The organism is Leclercia sp. TB492 (assembly GCF_049974505.2).
In the GTDB taxonomy this organism is placed as follows: domain Bacteria; phylum Pseudomonadota; class Gammaproteobacteria; order Enterobacterales; family Enterobacteriaceae; genus Enterobacter; species Enterobacter adecarboxylatus_C.
Window position 1 is genome coordinate 3833672 of sequence record NZ_CM127572.1, and the last position, 16864, is coordinate 3850535.

General features: G+C 54.2%; 15 protein-coding genes. 9 read left to right on the forward strand and 6 right to left on the reverse strand.

Features of this window, described 5'->3' with window-relative positions; all coding sequences use genetic code 11:
- Nucleotides 1-44: 44 nt before the first annotated feature.
- Entirely contained in the window at nt 45-983 is a 939-nt protein-coding gene (locus tag ACP4QI_RS18080; protein ID WP_231313723.1) for a LysR family transcriptional regulator, read from the forward strand.
- Here the strand turns inward: ACP4QI_RS18080 and ACP4QI_RS18085 are convergent.
- Nucleotides 970-1662, reverse strand: a complete 693-nt coding sequence (locus ACP4QI_RS18085) for an aspartate/glutamate racemase (protein ID WP_426495699.1) — start codon at nt 1660-1662, stop codon at nt 970-972. The genes ACP4QI_RS18080 and ACP4QI_RS18085 overlap by 14 nt on opposite strands.
- A 137-nt stretch (nt 1663-1799) precedes the next feature.
- Here ACP4QI_RS18085 and ACP4QI_RS18090 point away from each other — a divergent pair, with 137 nt between their 5' ends.
- The 6 genes from ACP4QI_RS18090 (at nt 1800) to ACP4QI_RS18115 (ending at nt 7996) form a co-directional block, all read left to right on the forward strand.
- Nucleotides 1800-2123 carry a cupin domain-containing protein gene (locus tag ACP4QI_RS18090; RefSeq protein ID WP_142486982.1) on the forward strand — a complete coding sequence of 108 codons (324 nt, stop codon included), beginning with the start codon at nt 1800-1802 and terminating at the stop codon, nt 2121-2123.
- 450 nt (nt 2124-2573) lie between these two features.
- The gene (locus tag ACP4QI_RS18095) at nt 2574-3464 is read left to right on the forward strand and encodes a carbohydrate ABC transporter permease (RefSeq protein WP_032613798.1); all 891 of its coding nucleotides are present in this window, start codon (nt 2574-2576) and stop codon (nt 3462-3464) included.
- A complete protein-coding gene (locus ACP4QI_RS18100; protein ID WP_032613800.1) occupies nt 3457-4359 on the forward strand; it encodes a carbohydrate ABC transporter permease in 903 nt (300 codons plus the stop codon). Before ACP4QI_RS18095 ends, ACP4QI_RS18100 begins: the two co-directional genes overlap by 8 nt.
- 12 nt (nt 4360-4371) lie before the next feature.
- Nucleotides 4372-5499 carry an ABC transporter ATP-binding protein gene (locus ACP4QI_RS18105; protein WP_142486983.1) on the forward strand — a complete coding sequence of 376 codons (1128 nt, stop codon included), beginning with the start codon at nt 4372-4374 and terminating at the stop codon, nt 5497-5499.
- Nucleotides 5500-5512: 13 nt separating this feature from the next.
- On the forward strand, nt 5513-6802 hold the full coding sequence (locus ACP4QI_RS18110; protein ID WP_426495700.1) for an ABC transporter substrate-binding protein: 1290 nt from the start codon (nt 5513-5515) through the stop codon (nt 6800-6802).
- A gap of 66 nt (nt 6803-6868) precedes the next feature.
- Complete coding sequence (locus tag ACP4QI_RS18115) at nt 6869-7996, forward strand: oligogalacturonate lyase family protein (protein ID WP_426495701.1); 1128 nt, start codon at nt 6869-6871, stop codon at nt 7994-7996.
- 80 nt (nt 7997-8076) lie between these two features.
- Here the strand turns inward: ACP4QI_RS18115 and araE are convergent, their stop codons facing one another.
- The 3 genes from araE to kduI form a co-directional block, all read right to left on the reverse strand.
- Nucleotides 8077-9492 (reverse strand): arabinose-proton symporter AraE, encoded by a 1416-nt coding sequence (araE, locus tag ACP4QI_RS18120; RefSeq protein ID WP_142486986.1) that lies wholly within the window; start codon nt 9490-9492, stop codon nt 8077-8079.
- Nucleotides 9493-9805: 313 nt separating this feature from the next.
- On the reverse strand, nt 9806-10567 hold the full coding sequence (gene kduD, locus ACP4QI_RS18125) for a 2-dehydro-3-deoxy-D-gluconate 5-dehydrogenase KduD (RefSeq protein WP_032613810.1): 762 nt from the start codon (nt 10565-10567) through the stop codon (nt 9806-9808).
- 62 nt (nt 10568-10629) lie between these two features.
- Nucleotides 10630-11466, reverse strand: coding sequence for a 5-dehydro-4-deoxy-D-glucuronate isomerase (gene kduI / locus ACP4QI_RS18130; protein ID WP_142486987.1), 837 nt, complete (start codon nt 11464-11466; stop codon nt 10630-10632).
- A 455-nt stretch (nt 11467-11921) separates the two neighbouring features.
- Here kduI and ACP4QI_RS18135 point away from each other — a divergent pair, with 455 nt between their 5' ends.
- Complete coding sequence (locus ACP4QI_RS18135; RefSeq protein ID WP_142486988.1) at nt 11922-13097, forward strand: oligogalacturonate lyase family protein; 1176 nt, start codon at nt 11922-11924, stop codon at nt 13095-13097.
- Between the two features lie 144 nt (nt 13098-13241).
- Here ACP4QI_RS18135 and ACP4QI_RS18140 read toward each other — a convergent pair whose 3' ends face one another.
- Together ACP4QI_RS18140 and ACP4QI_RS18145 are read right to left on the reverse strand one after the other, a co-directional pair.
- Complete coding sequence (locus ACP4QI_RS18140) at nt 13242-13925, reverse strand: porin (RefSeq protein WP_142486989.1); 684 nt, start codon at nt 13923-13925, stop codon at nt 13242-13244.
- 328 nt (nt 13926-14253) lie between these two features.
- Nucleotides 14254-15432 carry an acetyl-CoA C-acetyltransferase gene (locus ACP4QI_RS18145; RefSeq protein ID WP_156264574.1) on the reverse strand — a complete coding sequence of 393 codons (1179 nt, stop codon included), beginning with the start codon at nt 15430-15432 and terminating at the stop codon, nt 14254-14256.
- Between the two features lie 247 nt (nt 15433-15679).
- Between ACP4QI_RS18145 and ACP4QI_RS18150 the strand changes: the two genes are divergently transcribed.
- Nucleotides 15680-16858, forward strand: coding sequence for a M20 aminoacylase family protein (locus tag ACP4QI_RS18150; RefSeq protein WP_307763603.1), 1179 nt, complete (start codon nt 15680-15682; stop codon nt 16856-16858).
- The last annotated feature ends 6 nt before the right edge of the window (nt 16859-16864 follow it).

Consider the following 16864-nt stretch of genomic DNA (forward strand, 5'->3'; position numbering starts at 1 on the left):
CTATGCAAAAATGATATGGATTACGCGCAACCAGGTCGCCTCCCATGCCCGCTGTAAATTTACGCCATATTGAAATTTTCCACGCGGTGATGACCGCCGGAAACCTGACCGAAGCCGCCCGCCTGCTGCACACCTCCCAGCCGACGGTGAGCCGCGAGCTGGCTCGCTTCGAGAAGGTGATCGGCCTGACGCTGTTCGAGCGTACCCGCGGGCGGTTGCACCCCACGGTGCAGGGGCTGCGGCTGTTCGAGGAGGTGCAGCGCTCCTGGTACGGGCTGGACCGCATCGTCAGCGCCGCCGACAGCCTGCGCGAGTTTCGCCAGGGCGAGCTGTCCATCGTCTGCCTGCCGGTCTTCTCCCAGTCGTTTTTGCCCGCCCTGCTGCAGCCGTTTCTCGCCCGCTACCCGGACGTGAACCTGACCATCGTCCCGCAGGAGTCGCCGTTGCTGGAGGAGTGGCTCTCGGCCCAGCGCCACGATCTTGGGCTGACCGAAACCCTCGCCACCCCGGCGGGTACCGCCCGCCATGAGCTGCTCTCATTAGATGAGGTGTGCGTCCTGCCTGCCGGACATCGGCTTGCTGAAAAAGCGGTGCTGACCCCGGCGGATTTTCAGGGCGAGAACTACATCAGCCTGTCGCGCACCGACAGTTACCGGCAGCTGCTGGACACGCTCTTTGCCGAGCATCAGGTGAAACGACGGATGGTGGTGGAGACCCACAGCGCCGCCTCGATCTGCGCCATGGTGCGGGCGGGGGTGGGGATTTCGGTGGTGAACCCGCTGACGGCGCTGGACTATGCCGACAGCGGGATTGCGATCCGCCGCTTCAGTATTTCGGTGCCCTTTACGGTGAGCCTGATCAGGCCGCTGCACCGCCCGGCCTCGGCGCTGGTGGATACCTTTAGCGCCCATCTGCAGCAGGGGCTGGATACCATTATTGATCCGCTGGAGCGGCTGTTAACCTCGCACGCTACGAAAGCATAAACGCCACCGCATCGGCGGCGTGGATCGCGGCGGTATCAAACACCGGGATCGGGCTTTCATCCGCCGGGATCAGCAGGCCAATCTCGGTGCAGCCGAAGATCACCCCCTGCGCCCCTCGATCGGCGAGCGTCTGGATCACGCTCAGATAGTACTGGCGTGAGTCCTCGCTAAAGGTACCGAGGCAAAGCTCTTCAAAGATGATCTGATTGATGCGGGCCCGATCTGCCTCGTCCGGGATCAGGCTTTCGATGCCGTACTGCGCCGTCAGCCGCCCGCGGTAGAAATCCTGCTCCATGGTGTAGCGGGTGCCGAGCAGCGCCACGCGGTTCATGCCCGCCGCGGTGATGGCCCGCCCGGTAGCATCGGCGATATGCAGGAACGGCAGAGAGCAGCGCGCTTCAATCTGCGAGGCGACTTTGTGCATGGTGTTGGTGCACAGCAGAATGGCCTCCGCCCCTGCCCCCTGCAATCCCAGCGCTGCCTCAGCGAGGATCTCTCCGGCCTTCTCCCAGTCGCCGCTGGACTGGCAGGCTTCTATCTCATGAAAATCGACGCTGTGCAGCAGCAGGCTGGCCGAGTGCAATCCTCCCAGGCGCTGTTTCACCCCCTCGTTAATCAGACGATAATACGGAATGGTGGATTCCCAGCTCATTCCTCCCAACAGGCCAATCGTTTTCATCGTGCTCTCCTTTCCGGTTTCACCCAGTGAAGCAAACTTGTGATCGAGTTTCCAGTTCTCTGGTTCCACATTTCCTTTTACCCGGCACTGGGATAAATTAAATGAAACGATGTTTCACTATATAACAGGACATGAGCATGTTTATTTTCCACAAAGAAACTCAACTTGAAGATCTGGGTAACGGCGTCTCCCGCCGTATTCTGGCGCACGACGGCAAAATGATGGCGGTAGAGGTCAATTTCGAACAGGGTGCCGTAGGCCCGATGCACAACCACCCGCACGAGCAGTTGACCTATGTGTTATCCGGCGAATTCGAATTCACCATCGGTGAAGAGAAGCATGTCGTTACCGCCGGGGATACGCTGTATAAGCAACCGCACATTATGCACGGCTGCGTTTGCCTGAAGCCGGGCACCCTGCTGGATACCTTTACCCCGGTTCGTGAAGATTTCCTGAAATAATGAAGAGGGCGATGCAACCGCATCGCCCTTTTTTCTGCTTAAGTGCAATTAGCTTTATCTCAGCAAAGTAATCATTCAACAAGTTAACTATATCCTCGCTACCTTAATTCCCATGTTACATTTTTGCTACAAATATTAGTAGTTTGTATCTACTGGCGATAATTCCCAGAATATGTGAGCAAAGTCCTCTGTTTAGCTGGTTTTTTCTCATCGCCTTTCCGCGCAAGTCGATAAAAATGCCATCCATCTCACCTTATTGAAACGCTGTTTCGACCGCGATCACATTTCCACTATTTATTGAATGACGTGGATTTAAATCACAATAAAATAAATTAAAACGTCGTTTTACAAATTGAAAACGGTGGTTCATAAGTTTTAAAAAATTGAAACAACGGCCAGCAGCACCCGTACAGATTCCGTTTTAAACCATTAATTACCAGGTAGGTATGTATGAATGAAAACAAGATGTTGGGGCTGGCGTGGATATCACCCTACATAATTGGGTTGATACTTTTCACCGCCTTCCCCTTTGTTTCATCTTTCTTCCTCAGTTTTACTGAGTACGATTTGATGAGCCCGCCGGTATTTAACGGCATAGAGAACTATCGCTACATGTTTACGGAAGACACCCTCTTCTGGAAATCCATGGGCGTGACCTTTGCCTATGTCTTTTTAACTATCCCACTGAAACTGGCCTTTGCGCTGGGTATTGCGTTTGTTCTGAACTTTAAACTGCGCGGCATCGGCTTCTTCCGTACCGCTTACTATATTCCATCGATCCTCGGCAGCTCCGTGGCCATTGCCGTTCTGTGGCGCGCTCTGTTTGCCATTGATGGCCTGCTTAACAGCTTTATCGGCGTGTTTGGTTTTGACGCGGTGAACTGGCTTGGCGAACCTTCTCTGGCGCTGATGTCCGTGACCCTGCTGCGCGTATGGCAGTTCGGCTCCGCGATGGTGATCTTCCTCGCCGCCCTGCAGAACGTCCCGCAGTCGCAGTATGAAGCGGCGATGATCGACGGCGCGTCCAAGTGGCAGATGTTCATGAAAGTGACCGTGCCGCTGATTACACCGGTGATCTTCTTCAACTTCATCATGCAGACCACCCAGGCGTTCCAGGAATTTACCGGTCCGTATGTTATTACCGGCGGTGGACCAACCTACTCCACCTACCTGTTCTCACTGTACATCTACGACACCGCATTCAAGTACTTTGACATGGGTTACGGCGCGGCACTGGCCTGGGTCCTGTTCCTGGTAGTCGCTGTCTTCGCCGCTATCGCCTTTAAGTCTTCGAAATACTGGGTGTTCTACTCCGCCGATAAGGGAGGCAAAAATGGCTGATATTCAACAACTCTCCACGGCGAGAAGCATCGCAGAACGTGAAGTGGCGCGGACGCTGCGTCGTGAAAAAATTAGCGCCAGCATTCGCTATGTGATCCTGCTGTTTGTTGGCCTGCTGATGCTCTACCCGCTGGTGTGGATGTTCTCGGCGTCGTTCAAACCGAACCACGAGATCTTCACCACCCTGAGCCTGTGGCCGGCACACGCTACCTGGGACGGCTTCATTAACGGCTGGAAAACCGGTACCGAGTACAACTTCGGTCATTACATGCTGAACACTTTCAAGTATGTGATCCCGAAAGTGATCCTGACCATTATCTCCTCCACCATCGTGGCGTACGGCTTTGCCCGCTTCGAGATCCCGTGGAAGAAGTTCTGGTTCGCAACGCTGATCACCACCATGTTGCTGCCAAGCACCGTGCTGCTGATCCCTCAGTACCTGATGTTCCGTGAAATGGGCATGCTGAACAGCTACATGCCGCTGTACCTGCCGCTGGCCTTCGCTACGCAAGGGTTCTTCGTCTTCATGCTGATCCAGTTCCTGCGCGGCGTACCGCGTGACATGGAAGAGGCGGCGCAGATTGACGGTTGTAACTCCATTCAGGTGCTGTGGTACGTGGTGGTACCTATCCTGAAGCCGGCCATCATCTCCGTGGCACTGTTCCAGTTCATGTGGTCAATGAACGACTTTATCGGGCCGCTGATTTACGTCTACAGCGTGGACAAATACCCGATTGCACTGGCTCTGAAAATGTCCATCGACGTCACCGAAGGTGCGCCGTGGAACGAAATTCTGGCAATGGCGAGCATCTCCATTCTGCCATCCATCATTGTCTTCTTCCTGGCACAGCGCTACTTCGTACAGGGCGTAACCAGCAGCGGAATTAAAGGTTAAGAGGGAAATATCATGGCTGAAGTTATTTTCAACAAACTGGAAAAGGTTTACTCCAACGGCTTCAAAGCGGTACATGCTATCGACCTGAAAATCGCTGAAGGTGAATTCATGGTGATCGTCGGCCCGTCCGGCTGCGCGAAGTCCACCACCCTGCGTATGCTGGCCGGTCTGGAGACCATCAGCGGCGGCGAAGTGCGCATCGGCGACAAGATCGTCAACAACCTGGCGCCAAAAGAGCGAGGGATTGCGATGGTGTTCCAGAACTATGCGCTCTATCCACATATGACCGTGCGTGAAAACCTGGCCTTTGGCCTGAAGCTGAGCAAGCTGCCAAAAGCGCAGATTGAGGCTCAGGTTAACGAAGCGGCCAAAATCCTCGAGCTGGATGAGCTGCTCGACCGCTTGCCGCGCCAGCTCTCCGGCGGTCAGGCCCAGCGTGTGGCCGTAGGCCGTGCGATTGTGAAAAAGCCGGACGTGTTCCTGTTCGACGAACCGCTCTCTAACCTCGACGCCAAACTGCGTGCCTCGATGCGTATCCGTATTTCGGATCTGCACAAGCAGCTGAAGGCCTCCGGCAAACCGGCGACCACCGTCTACGTGACGCACGACCAGACCGAAGCGATGACCATGGGCGACCGCATCTGCGTGATGAAGCTTGGCCATATCATGCAGGTGGATACCCCGGACAACCTGTACCACAAACCGAAAAACATGTTCGTGGCCGGCTTTATTGGCTCACCGGAGATGAACATCCGCGCCAGCAAACTGGTGCAGCAGGACGGCCAACTCTCCCTGACCATCGGCAACCAGACCATGCCGTTAAGCCCGGAGCTGAAAGAGAAAGTCGCCGCGCATGTTGATCAGGACATTTTCTACGGTATCCGCCCTGATTTTGTCTCAATTTCCGATGAGCCCTTCGCCCAGGGCAGCTGCAGCGGCGAAATGGTCCGCGCCGAAAACATGGGACATGAATTCTTCGTTTACCTGAAAGTTGGCGAGTACGAACTGACTGCCCGAATTCCTTCCGATGAAGCTAAGCCGATGATTAACAAAGGCCTTCACCGTAAGGTGTACTTTAAGTTCGACATGAATAAGTGTCATATCTTTGACGCGAAAACTGAACAGAACATCTCTCTCTAATGGAGTTATAAAAATGAAAAAAGTGCTTTTAAGCGCCGTTATCTCCGCTACTTTTGGAATGAGTGCCCTACCCACTTTTGCTGCGGACAGCACCGATCTGCGTATGTCCTGGTGGGGCGGCAATGGCCGTCACCAGGTCACGTTGAAAGCTCTGGAAGAGTTCCACAAACAGAACCCGGATATTAACGTTAAGTCGGAATACACCGGCTGGGATGGTCACCTGTCACGTCTGACCACGCAGATTGCGGGCGGCACCGAGCCGGACGTGATGCAGACCAACTGGAACTGGCTGCCGATCTTCTCCAAAACCGGCGACGGCTTCTACGACCTGAACAAAATGAAGGACGTGATCGATCTGACGCAGTTCGATCCTAAAGAGCTGCAGTCCACCACGGTGAACGGCAAGCTGAACGGGATCCCGATCTCCGTGACCGCGCGCGTCTTCTACTTCAACGATGAGACCTGGAAAAAAGCGGGCGTTGAATACCCGAAAACCTGGGATGAGCTGATGGCGGCGGGTAAAGCTTTTGAGAGCAAACTGGGCAAACAGTACTACCCGGTCATTCTGGAGCACCAGGATACCCTGGCGCTGCTGAACTCTTACATGATCCAGAAGTACAACATCCCGGCGGTTGACGAGAAGACGAAGAAATTCTCCTACAGCAAAGAGCAGTGGGTTGAGTTCTTCCAGACCTATAAGAAGCTCATCGACAGCCACGTGATGCCTGACACCAAGTACTACGCGTCCTTCGGTAAGAGCAACATGTATGAGATGAAGCCGTGGATCGAGGGCGAATGGGGCGGCACCTATATGTGGAACTCCACCATCAAAAAATATTCCGACAACCTGAAGCCACCAGCGAAGCTGGAGCTGGGCAGCTACCCGATGCTGCCGGGTGCAACCGATGCCGGTCTGTTCTTTAAACCGGCCCAGATGCTCTCTATTGGTAAATCCACCAAAAACCCGGAAGCGGCCGCGAAGGTGATTAACTTCCTGCTCAACAGCAAAGAGGGTGTGGAGACGCTGGGCCTGGAGCGTGGCGTGCCGCTGAGCAAAGTAGCGGTAAAATACCTGACTGAAAACGGCGACATTAAAGAGAACGATCCGGCGGTTGCGGGTCTGCGCCTGGCGCAGTCTCTGCCAGCCAAACTCTCCGTATCGCCATACTTTGACGATCCGCAGATCGTGGCTCAGTTCGGCACCTCCCTGCAGTACATCGACTATGGTCAGAAAACGGTAGAAGAGACTGCTGCTGACTTCCAGCGCCAGGCTGAACGTATCCTGAAACGCGCAATGCGTTAATTATCTTAGATTATCAATGCCCTACCGCTACGCGGTGGGGGATTTTTTTATCTGAAGGAACATACCATGAAAGGAAAAATCATCCCCCTGAATTTCCGTGCCCGTCAGGACAGCCAGACCGGCCACGACGTGATACGGCTGACGCCTCCGCACATCATCTGTCACCGTAACTACTTCTATCAGAAATGCTTTACCCGCGATGGCAGCAAGCTGATCTTTGGCGGCGCCTTTGAGGGCCACTGGAACTACTACCTGCTGGACATTGAGCAGCAAAAAGCGACCCAGCTGACCGACGGCGCCGGAGACAACACCTTCGGTGGTTTCCTTTCAACGGACGATAAATCTCTGTGGTACGTGAAAAATAGCCGCGAACTCAGGCGCGTCGATCTCGACAGTCTTGAAGAGTATGTGGTGTATGAGGTCGATAACGACTGGGTGGCCTACGGCACCTGGGTGGCGAACTCTGACTGTACGAAGCTGGTGGGCATCGAGATTAAGAAAAGCGACTGGCAGCCGCTCACCGACTGGAGCAAATTCCGCGCGTTCTACTTTACCAACCCGGAATGCCGCCTGATCAACATCGATCTGCAAACCGGTGAACGGCGGGTGATTTTGCAGGAAAAACGCTGGCTCGGACATCCGATTTACCGTCCGTTCGACGACAGCACCGTGGCATTTTGTCATGAAGGCCCGCGCGACGCGATCGATGCCCGCATGTGGCTGATCGGCGAAGATGGCCGCAATCTGCGCAAGGTGCGCCAGCATGCCGCGGGCGAGAGCTTTACCCACGAGTTCTGGGTGCCGGACGGCTCAGCGCTCTATTACGTGGCGCACAAGGAGAACGATCCGCAGCGCTACCTGTTCAGCGCCGATCCGCAAACGCTGGAGAATCGCCAGCTGATGGCGATCCCGCCCTGCTCTCACCTGATGAGTAACCACGACGGCTCGCTGATCGTCGGTGACGGCGCGCCGCACAATACCGGCGATATCAGCCTCAACGATCCCTTTATCTGGGTATTCGATATTGAACAAGGCACGCAAACCGCCATCTGCCAGCACAACACCAGCTGGAAAGTGCTGGACGGCGATCGCCAGGTGACCCACCCGCATCCGTCGTTTTCACCGGACAATAAGTGGGTGCTGTACACCTCGGACGAAGAAGGGATGCCGGCGCTCTATCTCGCCCGGGTGTGAAAAAAGCCGGGTGGCGGCTACGCCTTACCCGGCTTACGGTTTTGTAGGCCCGGCAAGCAAAGCGCCGCCGGGCATTACCCTCACACGCCGATGTTTCTTAACTTCTCCCCTGACATCAGCTTGCGCTCAATATGCTCCAGGGTGACACCTTTGGTTTCCGGAATCAGCCAGAAGGTGATACCAATAAAGGCCACGTTCAGCACCGTATAAAGCCAGAAGGTCCCTGCCGCGCCGATAGAATCCAGCAGGGTCAGGAAGGTGGCGCCAATGATCATGTTCGACACCCAGTTAGTGGTGGTGGAACAGGTGATCCCGAAATCGCGGCATTTCAGGGGCTGAATTTCGGAGCACAGGATCCACACCACCGGCGCGGCGCTCATCGCGTATCCCGCGATGCACATCATCGTCATCCCCACAGAGAGCCAGGATAAGCTGCTGGACGCCGTACCGTTATCAAACTGCATCAGGCAGTAGCCGAGGATCAGTGTTCCCAGCGCCATCACGCTAAAACCAATTTTCAGGGCCGGCTTACGGCCCGCTTTATCGACGGTAAACACCGCAATAAAGGTGGCAAACATAAAGGTCAGCCCCACTACCAGCGTGGCGATCATCTGCTGTTCGGTAGTGGTGAACCCGGCCATTTTGAAAATACGTGGCGCGTAATACATGATGATATTCATGCCGGTAAACTGCTGCATCGCCTGCAGGAGCATGCCGAGAAATACCGCGCGACGGACGTTGCGGTTTATTTTGAACAACGACCAGCCACCCTGTTTCAGCTTGAGGCTTTCGCGGATCTCGTTCAGCTCTTCCCGCGCTTTCTCAGAGGTATCGCGCAGCATCCGCAGCACTTCTTCCGCCTCGACGTGACGCCCTTTTTGCGCCAGCCAGCGTGGACTGTTAGGCAAAAAGATCACCAGCACAATCAGCAATACCGCCGGTAATGCCAGTACACCCAGCATCGCGCGCCAGTTGCCGCTGTAGCTGAAATACGTATCAGAAAGAAAGGCCAGCACGATCCCGAGCGTTACCATCAGCTGGTACATGCTGATCATTTTGCCGCGAACGTTTTCGCTCGCCATCTCCGAGAGATACAGGGGGGCGGTGTAGGAGGCAATCCCCACGGCCACGCCGAGCAGCACGCGGGAGAGCAGCAGCACCTCCACGTTTGAGGCGAACGCAGAGCCAATCGAACCAGCGACAAACAAAACCGCCCCGACCATCAGGCTGTATTTTCGCCCCAGGCGGAACGAGAGCCAGCCGTTGAACAAGGCACCCACTGCTGCGCCCAGCATCATGCTGCTCACCACCCACTCCTGCAGGCGATTGCTGAGCGTAAAGTGATCGGTGATAAAAGGTAGCGCACCGGCAATAACGCCGATATCCAGACCAAACAGCAGACCGGCCACCGCGGCGGAAACAGAGACAAACAGGTTCATCCTTCGGGTATCACGAAGGGCACGGGGCATAAAGGTAGAGTCATTAATAGATGTCATATTTTCCTGCCTGAACAGCGTAAGACGTTAAACGAAATTACGAGAAACCCGGAAAAAGTGTCAGGTCGTATAACGTGAAAATATGGATTTATCGGCTGGTAGGGTGCGATCTGTGATGGACATTACACTTTAAAACAGAGGTTAATATTCACCACTTTTTGTTAAAAACATGATTTATAAACAATAAATATGTGACACCTGTCATTTTCGTAAAATGCTTATGGATTTTCCTCTTTTATTCATATGGACAATGGCTAATTCAGGGCAAAAAAAACCTCCGCCCAAGGCAGAGGTTTTTCGGCAGTGGCGAGAATTAACGCGCCAGCCAGCCGCCATCAACCGCGACGGTGTAGCCGTTGATGTAGTCAGACGCGCTGGAAGCCAGGAACACAACCGGCCCCATCAGATCGCTCGGCAGACCCCAACGACCCGCCGGGATACGCTCAAGGATCGCCGCGCTGCGCTCTTCATCAGCACGCAGCTGCTGGGTGTTGTTGGTAGCCATGTAGCCCGGAGCGATGGCGTTCACGTTGATGTTGTGCTGCGCCCATTCATTCGCCAGCAGACGGGTAACGCCCATTACGCCGCTTTTGGAGGCGGTGTAAGAAGGCACACGGATGCCACCCTGGAAGGAGAGCATGGAAGCGATGTTGATGATTTTGCCGCCGTTGCCCTGCGCGATAAAGTGCTTCGCTGCCGCCTGAGACATGAAGAACACGCTCTTGATGTTCAGGTTCATAACGTCGTCCCAGTCCTGCTCGCTGAAGTTGATCGCGTCTTCGCGACGGATCAGACCGGCGTTGTTGACCAGAATGTCGATTTTACCGAATTCAGCCACAGCACGATCCAGCAGCTCAGGAATGGCGTCGATTTTGCGCAGGTCAGCGGTCAGGCTCAGGAAACGACGGCCCAGCGCGGTCACACGCTCGATGGTCTCCTGCGGCTCAACGATGTTGATCCCGACGATGTCACAGCCCGCTTCCGCCAGGCCGACCGCCATACCCTGGCCCAGACCGGTATCACAACCGGTAACGACCGCAACTTTACCTTGCAGAGAAAATGCATCAAGAATCATTTTTTATCCTTTATCTTTCAGCGCCTGAACGAACAGGCAAGTTTGTGCTTAACTGTCCGCGACTAGCGCAGATCCTTAACGGCTACGTGGTCCATATCATCGAAGACCTGGTTTTCACCCACCATGCCCCAGATGAAGGTATAGGCACGCGTACCTACGCCAGAGTGAATAGACCAGCTTGGAGAAATGACGGCCTGCTCGTTATGCATCACGATATGGCGCGTCTCCTGCGGCTGACCCATCATATGGAATACACAGGCGTCTTCTTCCATATTGAAGTAGAAGTACACTTCCATGCGGCGCTCGTGGGTATGGCACGGCATGGTGTTCCACAGGTTGCCCGGCTCAAGCTCGGTCAGACCCATGCTGAGCTGGCAGGTCTCCAGCACATCAGGAACGAAATATTTATTGATGGTGCGGCGGTTGCTGGTGAGGTTGTCACCCAGGGTGACCGGTGAGACTTCCGCCGGGGTCACTTTTTTGGTCGGATAGGTCGTGTGTGCCGGGGCGCAGTTGTAGTAAAACTTCGCCGGTTTGCCGCTATCGACGCTGGCGAAGACCACTTCCTGCGCGCCTTTCCCGACGTACAGCGCGTCGCGATGGCCGATCTCATAGCACTGACCGTCAACGGTGATGGTGCCCGGGCCGCCGATGTTAATCACGCCCAGCTCACGACGCTCGAGGAAGAAGCTGACGCCGAGCTGCTTGCCCACTTCACCACCGACGGAGACCGTTTTGGCCACCGGCATGATGCCGCCAACGATGATGCGATCAATGTGGCTGTACACCATGGTGTATTGATCAGCGACAAATACTTTCTCAACTAAAAACTCATCGCGCAGACCCTGGGTATCCAGCGTTTTTGCATGCGCGCTGTGGATGCTTTGTCTGACTTCCACATTAACCTCCAGAATTTATCGGCCCCGAAGGCCAGGATAATTAACAAAACGGTGTTCCGTTTTCGTGATGGGCACATATTATCTGCTGTGAAATGGGTTTTCAATTACATTTAAAACGATGTTTCACTTTTTCTGTTAGTTAATCTCAAAATTGCAGTTGCGATCACGATTGTCAGGGAGTTGACATCGCTTTCTTAAAACTAATTTTTAAAATTCACACTCTAATTTTTAAATTAAACAATAACTTATAAAGGAATAAAAAATTGACGGCGGGATGATAAAAATCTGAACAGATGTAAAGAGAATGATGAATTCGCGGGCTTTTCCTTCAGAAGTGCGCCACCAGTCACACACACTGAAACGATGTTTTGATATTTTAACACCCAGTTTTTAAACTCATATTTTACCGATCGGACTGCAGGTAAAACCCTGTCGTCGAATTCAAGGAGTGCATCATGGCAAAAGGCATGCGGGTCAAACTGAACTATGAGGTCAGTCGCGATCCGGATACAGGCGTGGAAGTCACCCGCCTGACCCCCCCTGAAGTTACCTGTCATCGTAACTACTTCTATCAAAAGTGTTTTTTCAACGACGGTAGTCATCTGCTGTTTGCTGGTGAATTCGATGGCCACTGGAACTACTATCTGCTGGATCTGAAAAAGGCCGAAGCGGTGCAGTTAACCGAAGGCGCGGGCGACAACACCTTTGGCGGCTTCCTGTCGCCGGATGATAAATCCCTCTATTACGTTAAGAATGATCGCACCCTGCTGGAAGTCAATCTGACGACGCTGGTTGAGCGCGAAGTGTATCGCGTGAGCGACGACTGGGTCGGCTACGGCACCTGGGTGGCCAACTCTGACTGCACCAAACTGGTGGGTATCGAAATTGCGAAGAGCGACTGGACCCCGCTGAACGACTGGAAAATCTTCCACGACTTCTTCCATAAAGGGCCGCACTGCCGCCTGCTGCGCGTCGATCTGCAGACCGGCGAAAGCAGCGTGATCCACGAAGAGAAAAACTGGCTCGGTCACCCGATCTACCGTCCGTTTGATGACAACACCGTCGCGTTCTGCCATGAAGGCCCGCACGATCTGGTGGATGCCCGCATGTGGCTGGTTAACGAAGACGGCAGCAACGTGCGTAAGGTTAAAGAGCATGCTGAAGGCGAAAGCTGCACCCACGAGTTCTGGGTACCGAACGGCTCGGCGCTGGTGTATGTCTCTTACCTGAAAGGCCAACAAGGCCGTACGGTGTATAGCTTCAATCCGGATACCGGCGAGAACAGCGCAGTGATGCAGATGCCGGCCTGTTCGCACCTGATGAGTAACTTTGACGGCACGCTGTTGGTGGGTGATGGTTCCGGCACGCCGGTTGATGTGAAAGACACCAGCGGCTATACCATCGATAACGATCCTTACCTGTATGCGTTTGACGTGGCGAAAAAAGCTTACTTCCGCGTTGCGCGTCACGATACCTCCTGGGCAACCGTGGCCAACAGCCGCCAGGTGACCCATCCGCATCCATCCTTTACCCCAGATGATAAAGCGGTCCTGTTTAGTTCCGATAAAGACGGCAAACCTGCTCTTTATATTGCGAAGCTTCCTGAGCAACCTGAACTGTTGCGTGAATAAAAGTTTGTGTTTGTGTTCCTGTAACTGGCCTTGCCCTTCTTTATGGAGGGCTTTTTTTTATCTGTCGATCGGTGAAGTTATAAATTGCAGGCATAAAAAAACCGGCTCGTTCGAGCCGGTTAATCCCGGAGGTACTGCTTGTTATTAGAACGAATATGCTACACCGACACGGAGACGGGTCTGACGCTCATCGGTCTCTTTCACACCGACGTTACCCACTTCACCATATGGGGCCCAGTTTTTATCAATTTTGTACGCCAGCTTGACGTTATATTCCTGGGAGTAATCTTTGTTGTTATTACGGATAGTGCCTTCGGAGCTTTTCGCGTATACGTAATTGAGCTCGGTACGCCAGTCGCCCATCACCCAGCCAACCCACGCATCGCCACGGTTAACTTTATCGTCGTCTTTATTCGAGCTTGACGGATAACGGGTGTAGTCATAACGGTAACGTGCGGCAACGTAGAAGCCATTATCAAAACTATATTGCGCATGCAGATACGGTTTATAAATGGTGAAGCTGTCTTTACTTTCAACGGTAAAGCCTGGTGTTAACGCAATATTCGGGGTTGCTTTCCAGCGCCAGCTAATCTGGTCTTCGTGACCATTACCTACCACATCGGAAAACGGCTGGTCAGCTTTATCGCCGCCGGATTTCCATTTCGCTTCTACTGAAAAACCAAAACCATTTTCGAAACGGTGTGAAACTGCCACGCGGTCTGCGTTGGTACCAGTATCAATGTATTCGTGACGCAGATCCACGGTGACAGCCTGAGCTGCGAAAGAAGCGCCAATAAGTGAAGCAAGGACCAGAGATTTCTTAAACATGGACAAACCCTCGTTTAAAATGATGTTTCGTTTTTATGGAATTGCATTTTATTTTTTTAAATACGTAATTTTAGTGATCATGATCGTAATTATTTGTTTCATTTTTTTTGGCAAAGCCAGGCGTGAGCAATATCAACAAAAGAGGGGTTTTAAGCGGAATTTAACGGATCGGGATCACACTAAAGTTTTATTAGCGACTCAGAGAATGCGGTAAATATTTCGAGGAAGTTTGAGAATCTACTTACAAGGGTAAAAATATGATGGAGCTCACAAACGAATAAGCCTCCGTGACGGGAGGCTTATTTGGGTTGATATATATCAAAGCGAATTAGCGTTCTATGGCGAGTGCCACGCCCTGCCCGCCGCCAATGCACAGCGTTGCCAGCCCTTTGCGGGCATCACGTTTCACCATCTCATGCACCAGCGAGACCAGAATACGGCAGCCAGACGCGCCAATGGGGTGGCCCAGCGCTATCGCCCCGCCGTTGACATTAACCCGGCGCTCATCCCACTCCAGCATTTTCCCTACCGAAAGCGCCTGGGCAGCAAAGGCTTCATTGACTTCGATCAGATCGACATCCGCCAGTTGCCACCCTGCCCGCTCCAGGCAGCGGCGCGTCGCATGCACCGGGGCTATCCCCATTAAGGCGGGATCCACGCCGACGCTGGCAAAGGCTTTAATGCGCGCCAGCACCGGCAGATTCAGCGCTTCGGCTTTGCTCTCGCTCATCATCATCACGGCGGCGGCGCCGTCGTTGATAGAGGAGGCATTCCCGGCGGTGACCGAACCGGTGAGTTCAAAGGCAGGATTGAGCAACGCCAGCCCTTCTGCGCTGGCATCGGTACGCGGCTGTTCATCGGTATCCACCAGCAGATGTTCACCGTTCTGCTTCTGCGCGTTGACCGGGACAATCTCATCCCGGAAACGGCCTGCGTCAATGGCGGCCCGGGCCTTATGTTGTGAGCTGAGGGCGTAGGCGTCCTGTCGTTCACGGGAGATACCATATTCCCGCGCCAGGTTTTCCGCCGTAACGCCCATATGGTAATCGTTGAAGGCATCCCACAGCCCGTCGTGCACCAGGCTGTCGATAAGCTGGCTGTTCCCCAGCTGAGCGCCCGTGCGGCTGTCGGTCAGAACGTGCGGCGCGCGGCTCATGTTCTCCTGACCACCGGCGATCACCACGTCGGCTTCACCGCACTGGATCGCCTGGGTTGCCAGGTGCAGCGCCTTAAGCCCGGAGCCACAGACGTCGTTGATGGTAATGGCAGAGACGGTGTTGGGTAATCCCCCTTTCAGCGCGGCCTGACGGGCAGGGTTTTGCCCGGCCCCTGCGGTCAGCACCTGACCGAGGATCACCTCGTCGATCTCGTGGGCCTCAATGCCACTGCGCTCCACCAGCGCGCGGACCACCACGCTGCCCAGATCTACCGCCGAGTGGCGTGAGAGCGCTCCCTGGAAACAGCCAATTGCTGTGCGCAACGCACCCACTATCACGACGTCTTTCATCTCAACCTCTGCGCAAAATGACACCGCACATAGTAGAGTATTGTTATCAACTAATGATGTAATTGTTTAAAAAAAGTGAGTTTTATCACAAAGGATCGCGCACTCATTTTGCAGGCCCGGATGTAAAGCCCTGCATGTATTCACACAACTTATAATTTCCGCGCTAATTATAAGAGAACGCATTTGCATTATGACGGCACGACGATAAGTTAGGAGTGGCAAACACGCGTTTACACTGGAGTAACAAATGTCCGACTGTATCATTCCAGAAATAAAAGAATCAGAAGAAGAAATCATCGCCATCCGCCGTCATTTACATGCCAATCCCGAATTAAGTCTCGAAGAGTTTAATACCAGCAATCTGGTGGCTCGCCAGCTGGAAGGCTGGGGCTATCAGGTGACGCGGGAGATCGGAAAAACCGGCGTGGTCGGCTCGCTCAGCAAAGGCCAGGGCAGCAAATCCATCGGCCTGCGCGCCGATATGGATGCCTTACCGATCTTTGAAGCCACCGATTTGCCGTGGGCCAGTACCGTACCGGGCAAAATGCACGCCTGCGGCCACGACGGCCACACCGCGATTTTACTGGCCGCGGCGAAATATATTGCCTCAGATGCCTGCCAGTTTAACGGCACGGTACACCTTATTTTCCAGCCTGCCGAAGAGGCGATTGGCGGCGCGGATTTAATGATTAAAGACGGGCTGTTTGACCGCTTCCCCTGCGACCGTATTTTCGCCCTGCACAATATGCCTTATCTGCCGACCGGTAAGTTTGGTTTCTATGAAGGCAACTTTATGGCCTCCGCCGACACCGTGAAAATTACCCTGCAAGGGTACGGCGGTCACGGTGCGCACCCGGAACGCACCGTGGATCCGATTGTGACCGGGGCCGCCCTGATCATGTCCCTGCAGAGCATTGTGGCGCGTAACGTGCCGCCGGGTGAAACCGCGGTGGTGACCGTCGGCACCTTCCAGGCGGGCATTGCCTCTAACGTGATCCCGGACAGCGCGGTGATGGAGCTGACGGTGCGTTCGATGAAGCCGGAGATCCGCGACCTGCTGATCCGCCGGATTCAGGAGCTCACCGACTTCACCGCCCGCAGCTACGGCGCCACCAGCGAAGTGGAGATCTATGACTCCTACCCGGTGCTGGTGAACGATGCGGAACAGACCGCCTTCGCCCGCCAGCTGGCCGTCGAATTCTTTGGCGAGGATGCGGTACTCGAGAGCGTCTCCCCGTCCAACGGCAGTGAAGATTTCGCTTTTATGCTCCAGCAACGTCCGGGCAGCTATTTCCTGCTCGGCAACGGCGAGAAAGGGGAAAAAGGCGGCTGCATGGTGCATAACCCGGGCTACGACTTTAATGATGAGATCATTACCACCGGGGCCTCCTTCTTTGCCCGTTTGGTTGAAAACTATTGCCGTTAAGACAGT

Bases quoted from the DNA above. Each gene is read 5' to 3' on its own strand.
- ACP4QI_RS18080 (WP_231313723.1), top strand. From the start codon at position 45: ATGCCCGCTGTAAATTTACGCCATATTGAAATTTTCCACGCGGTGATG.
- ACP4QI_RS18085 (WP_426495699.1), bottom strand. From the start codon at position 1,662: ATGAAAACGATTGGCCTGTTGGGAGGAATGAGCTGGGAATCCACCATT.
- ACP4QI_RS18090 (WP_142486982.1), top strand. From the start codon at position 1,800: ATGTTTATTTTCCACAAAGAAACTCAACTTGAAGATCTGGGTAACGGC.
- ACP4QI_RS18095 (WP_032613798.1), top strand. From the start codon at position 2,574: ATGAATGAAAACAAGATGTTGGGGCTGGCGTGGATATCACCCTACATA.
- ACP4QI_RS18100 (WP_032613800.1), top strand. From the start codon at position 3,457: ATGGCTGATATTCAACAACTCTCCACGGCGAGAAGCATCGCAGAACGT.
- ACP4QI_RS18105 (WP_142486983.1), top strand. From the start codon at position 4,372: ATGGCTGAAGTTATTTTCAACAAACTGGAAAAGGTTTACTCCAACGGC.
- ACP4QI_RS18110 (WP_426495700.1), top strand. From the start codon at position 5,513: ATGAAAAAAGTGCTTTTAAGCGCCGTTATCTCCGCTACTTTTGGAATG.
- ACP4QI_RS18115 (WP_426495701.1), top strand. From the start codon at position 6,869: ATGAAAGGAAAAATCATCCCCCTGAATTTCCGTGCCCGTCAGGACAGC.
- araE (WP_142486986.1), bottom strand. From the start codon at position 9,492: ATGACATCTATTAATGACTCTACCTTTATGCCCCGTGCCCTTCGTGAT.
- kduD (WP_032613810.1), bottom strand. From the start codon at position 10,567: ATGATTCTTGATGCATTTTCTCTGCAAGGTAAAGTTGCGGTCGTTACC.
- ACP4QI_RS18135 (WP_142486988.1), top strand. From the start codon at position 11,922: ATGGCAAAAGGCATGCGGGTCAAACTGAACTATGAGGTCAGTCGCGAT.
- ACP4QI_RS18140 (WP_142486989.1), bottom strand. From the start codon at position 13,925: ATGTTTAAGAAATCTCTGGTCCTTGCTTCACTTATTGGCGCTTCTTTC.
- ACP4QI_RS18145 (WP_156264574.1), bottom strand. From the start codon at position 15,432: ATGAAAGACGTCGTGATAGTGGGTGCGTTGCGCACAGCAATTGGCTGT.
- ACP4QI_RS18150 (WP_307763603.1), top strand. From the start codon at position 15,680: ATGTCCGACTGTATCATTCCAGAAATAAAAGAATCAGAAGAAGAAATC.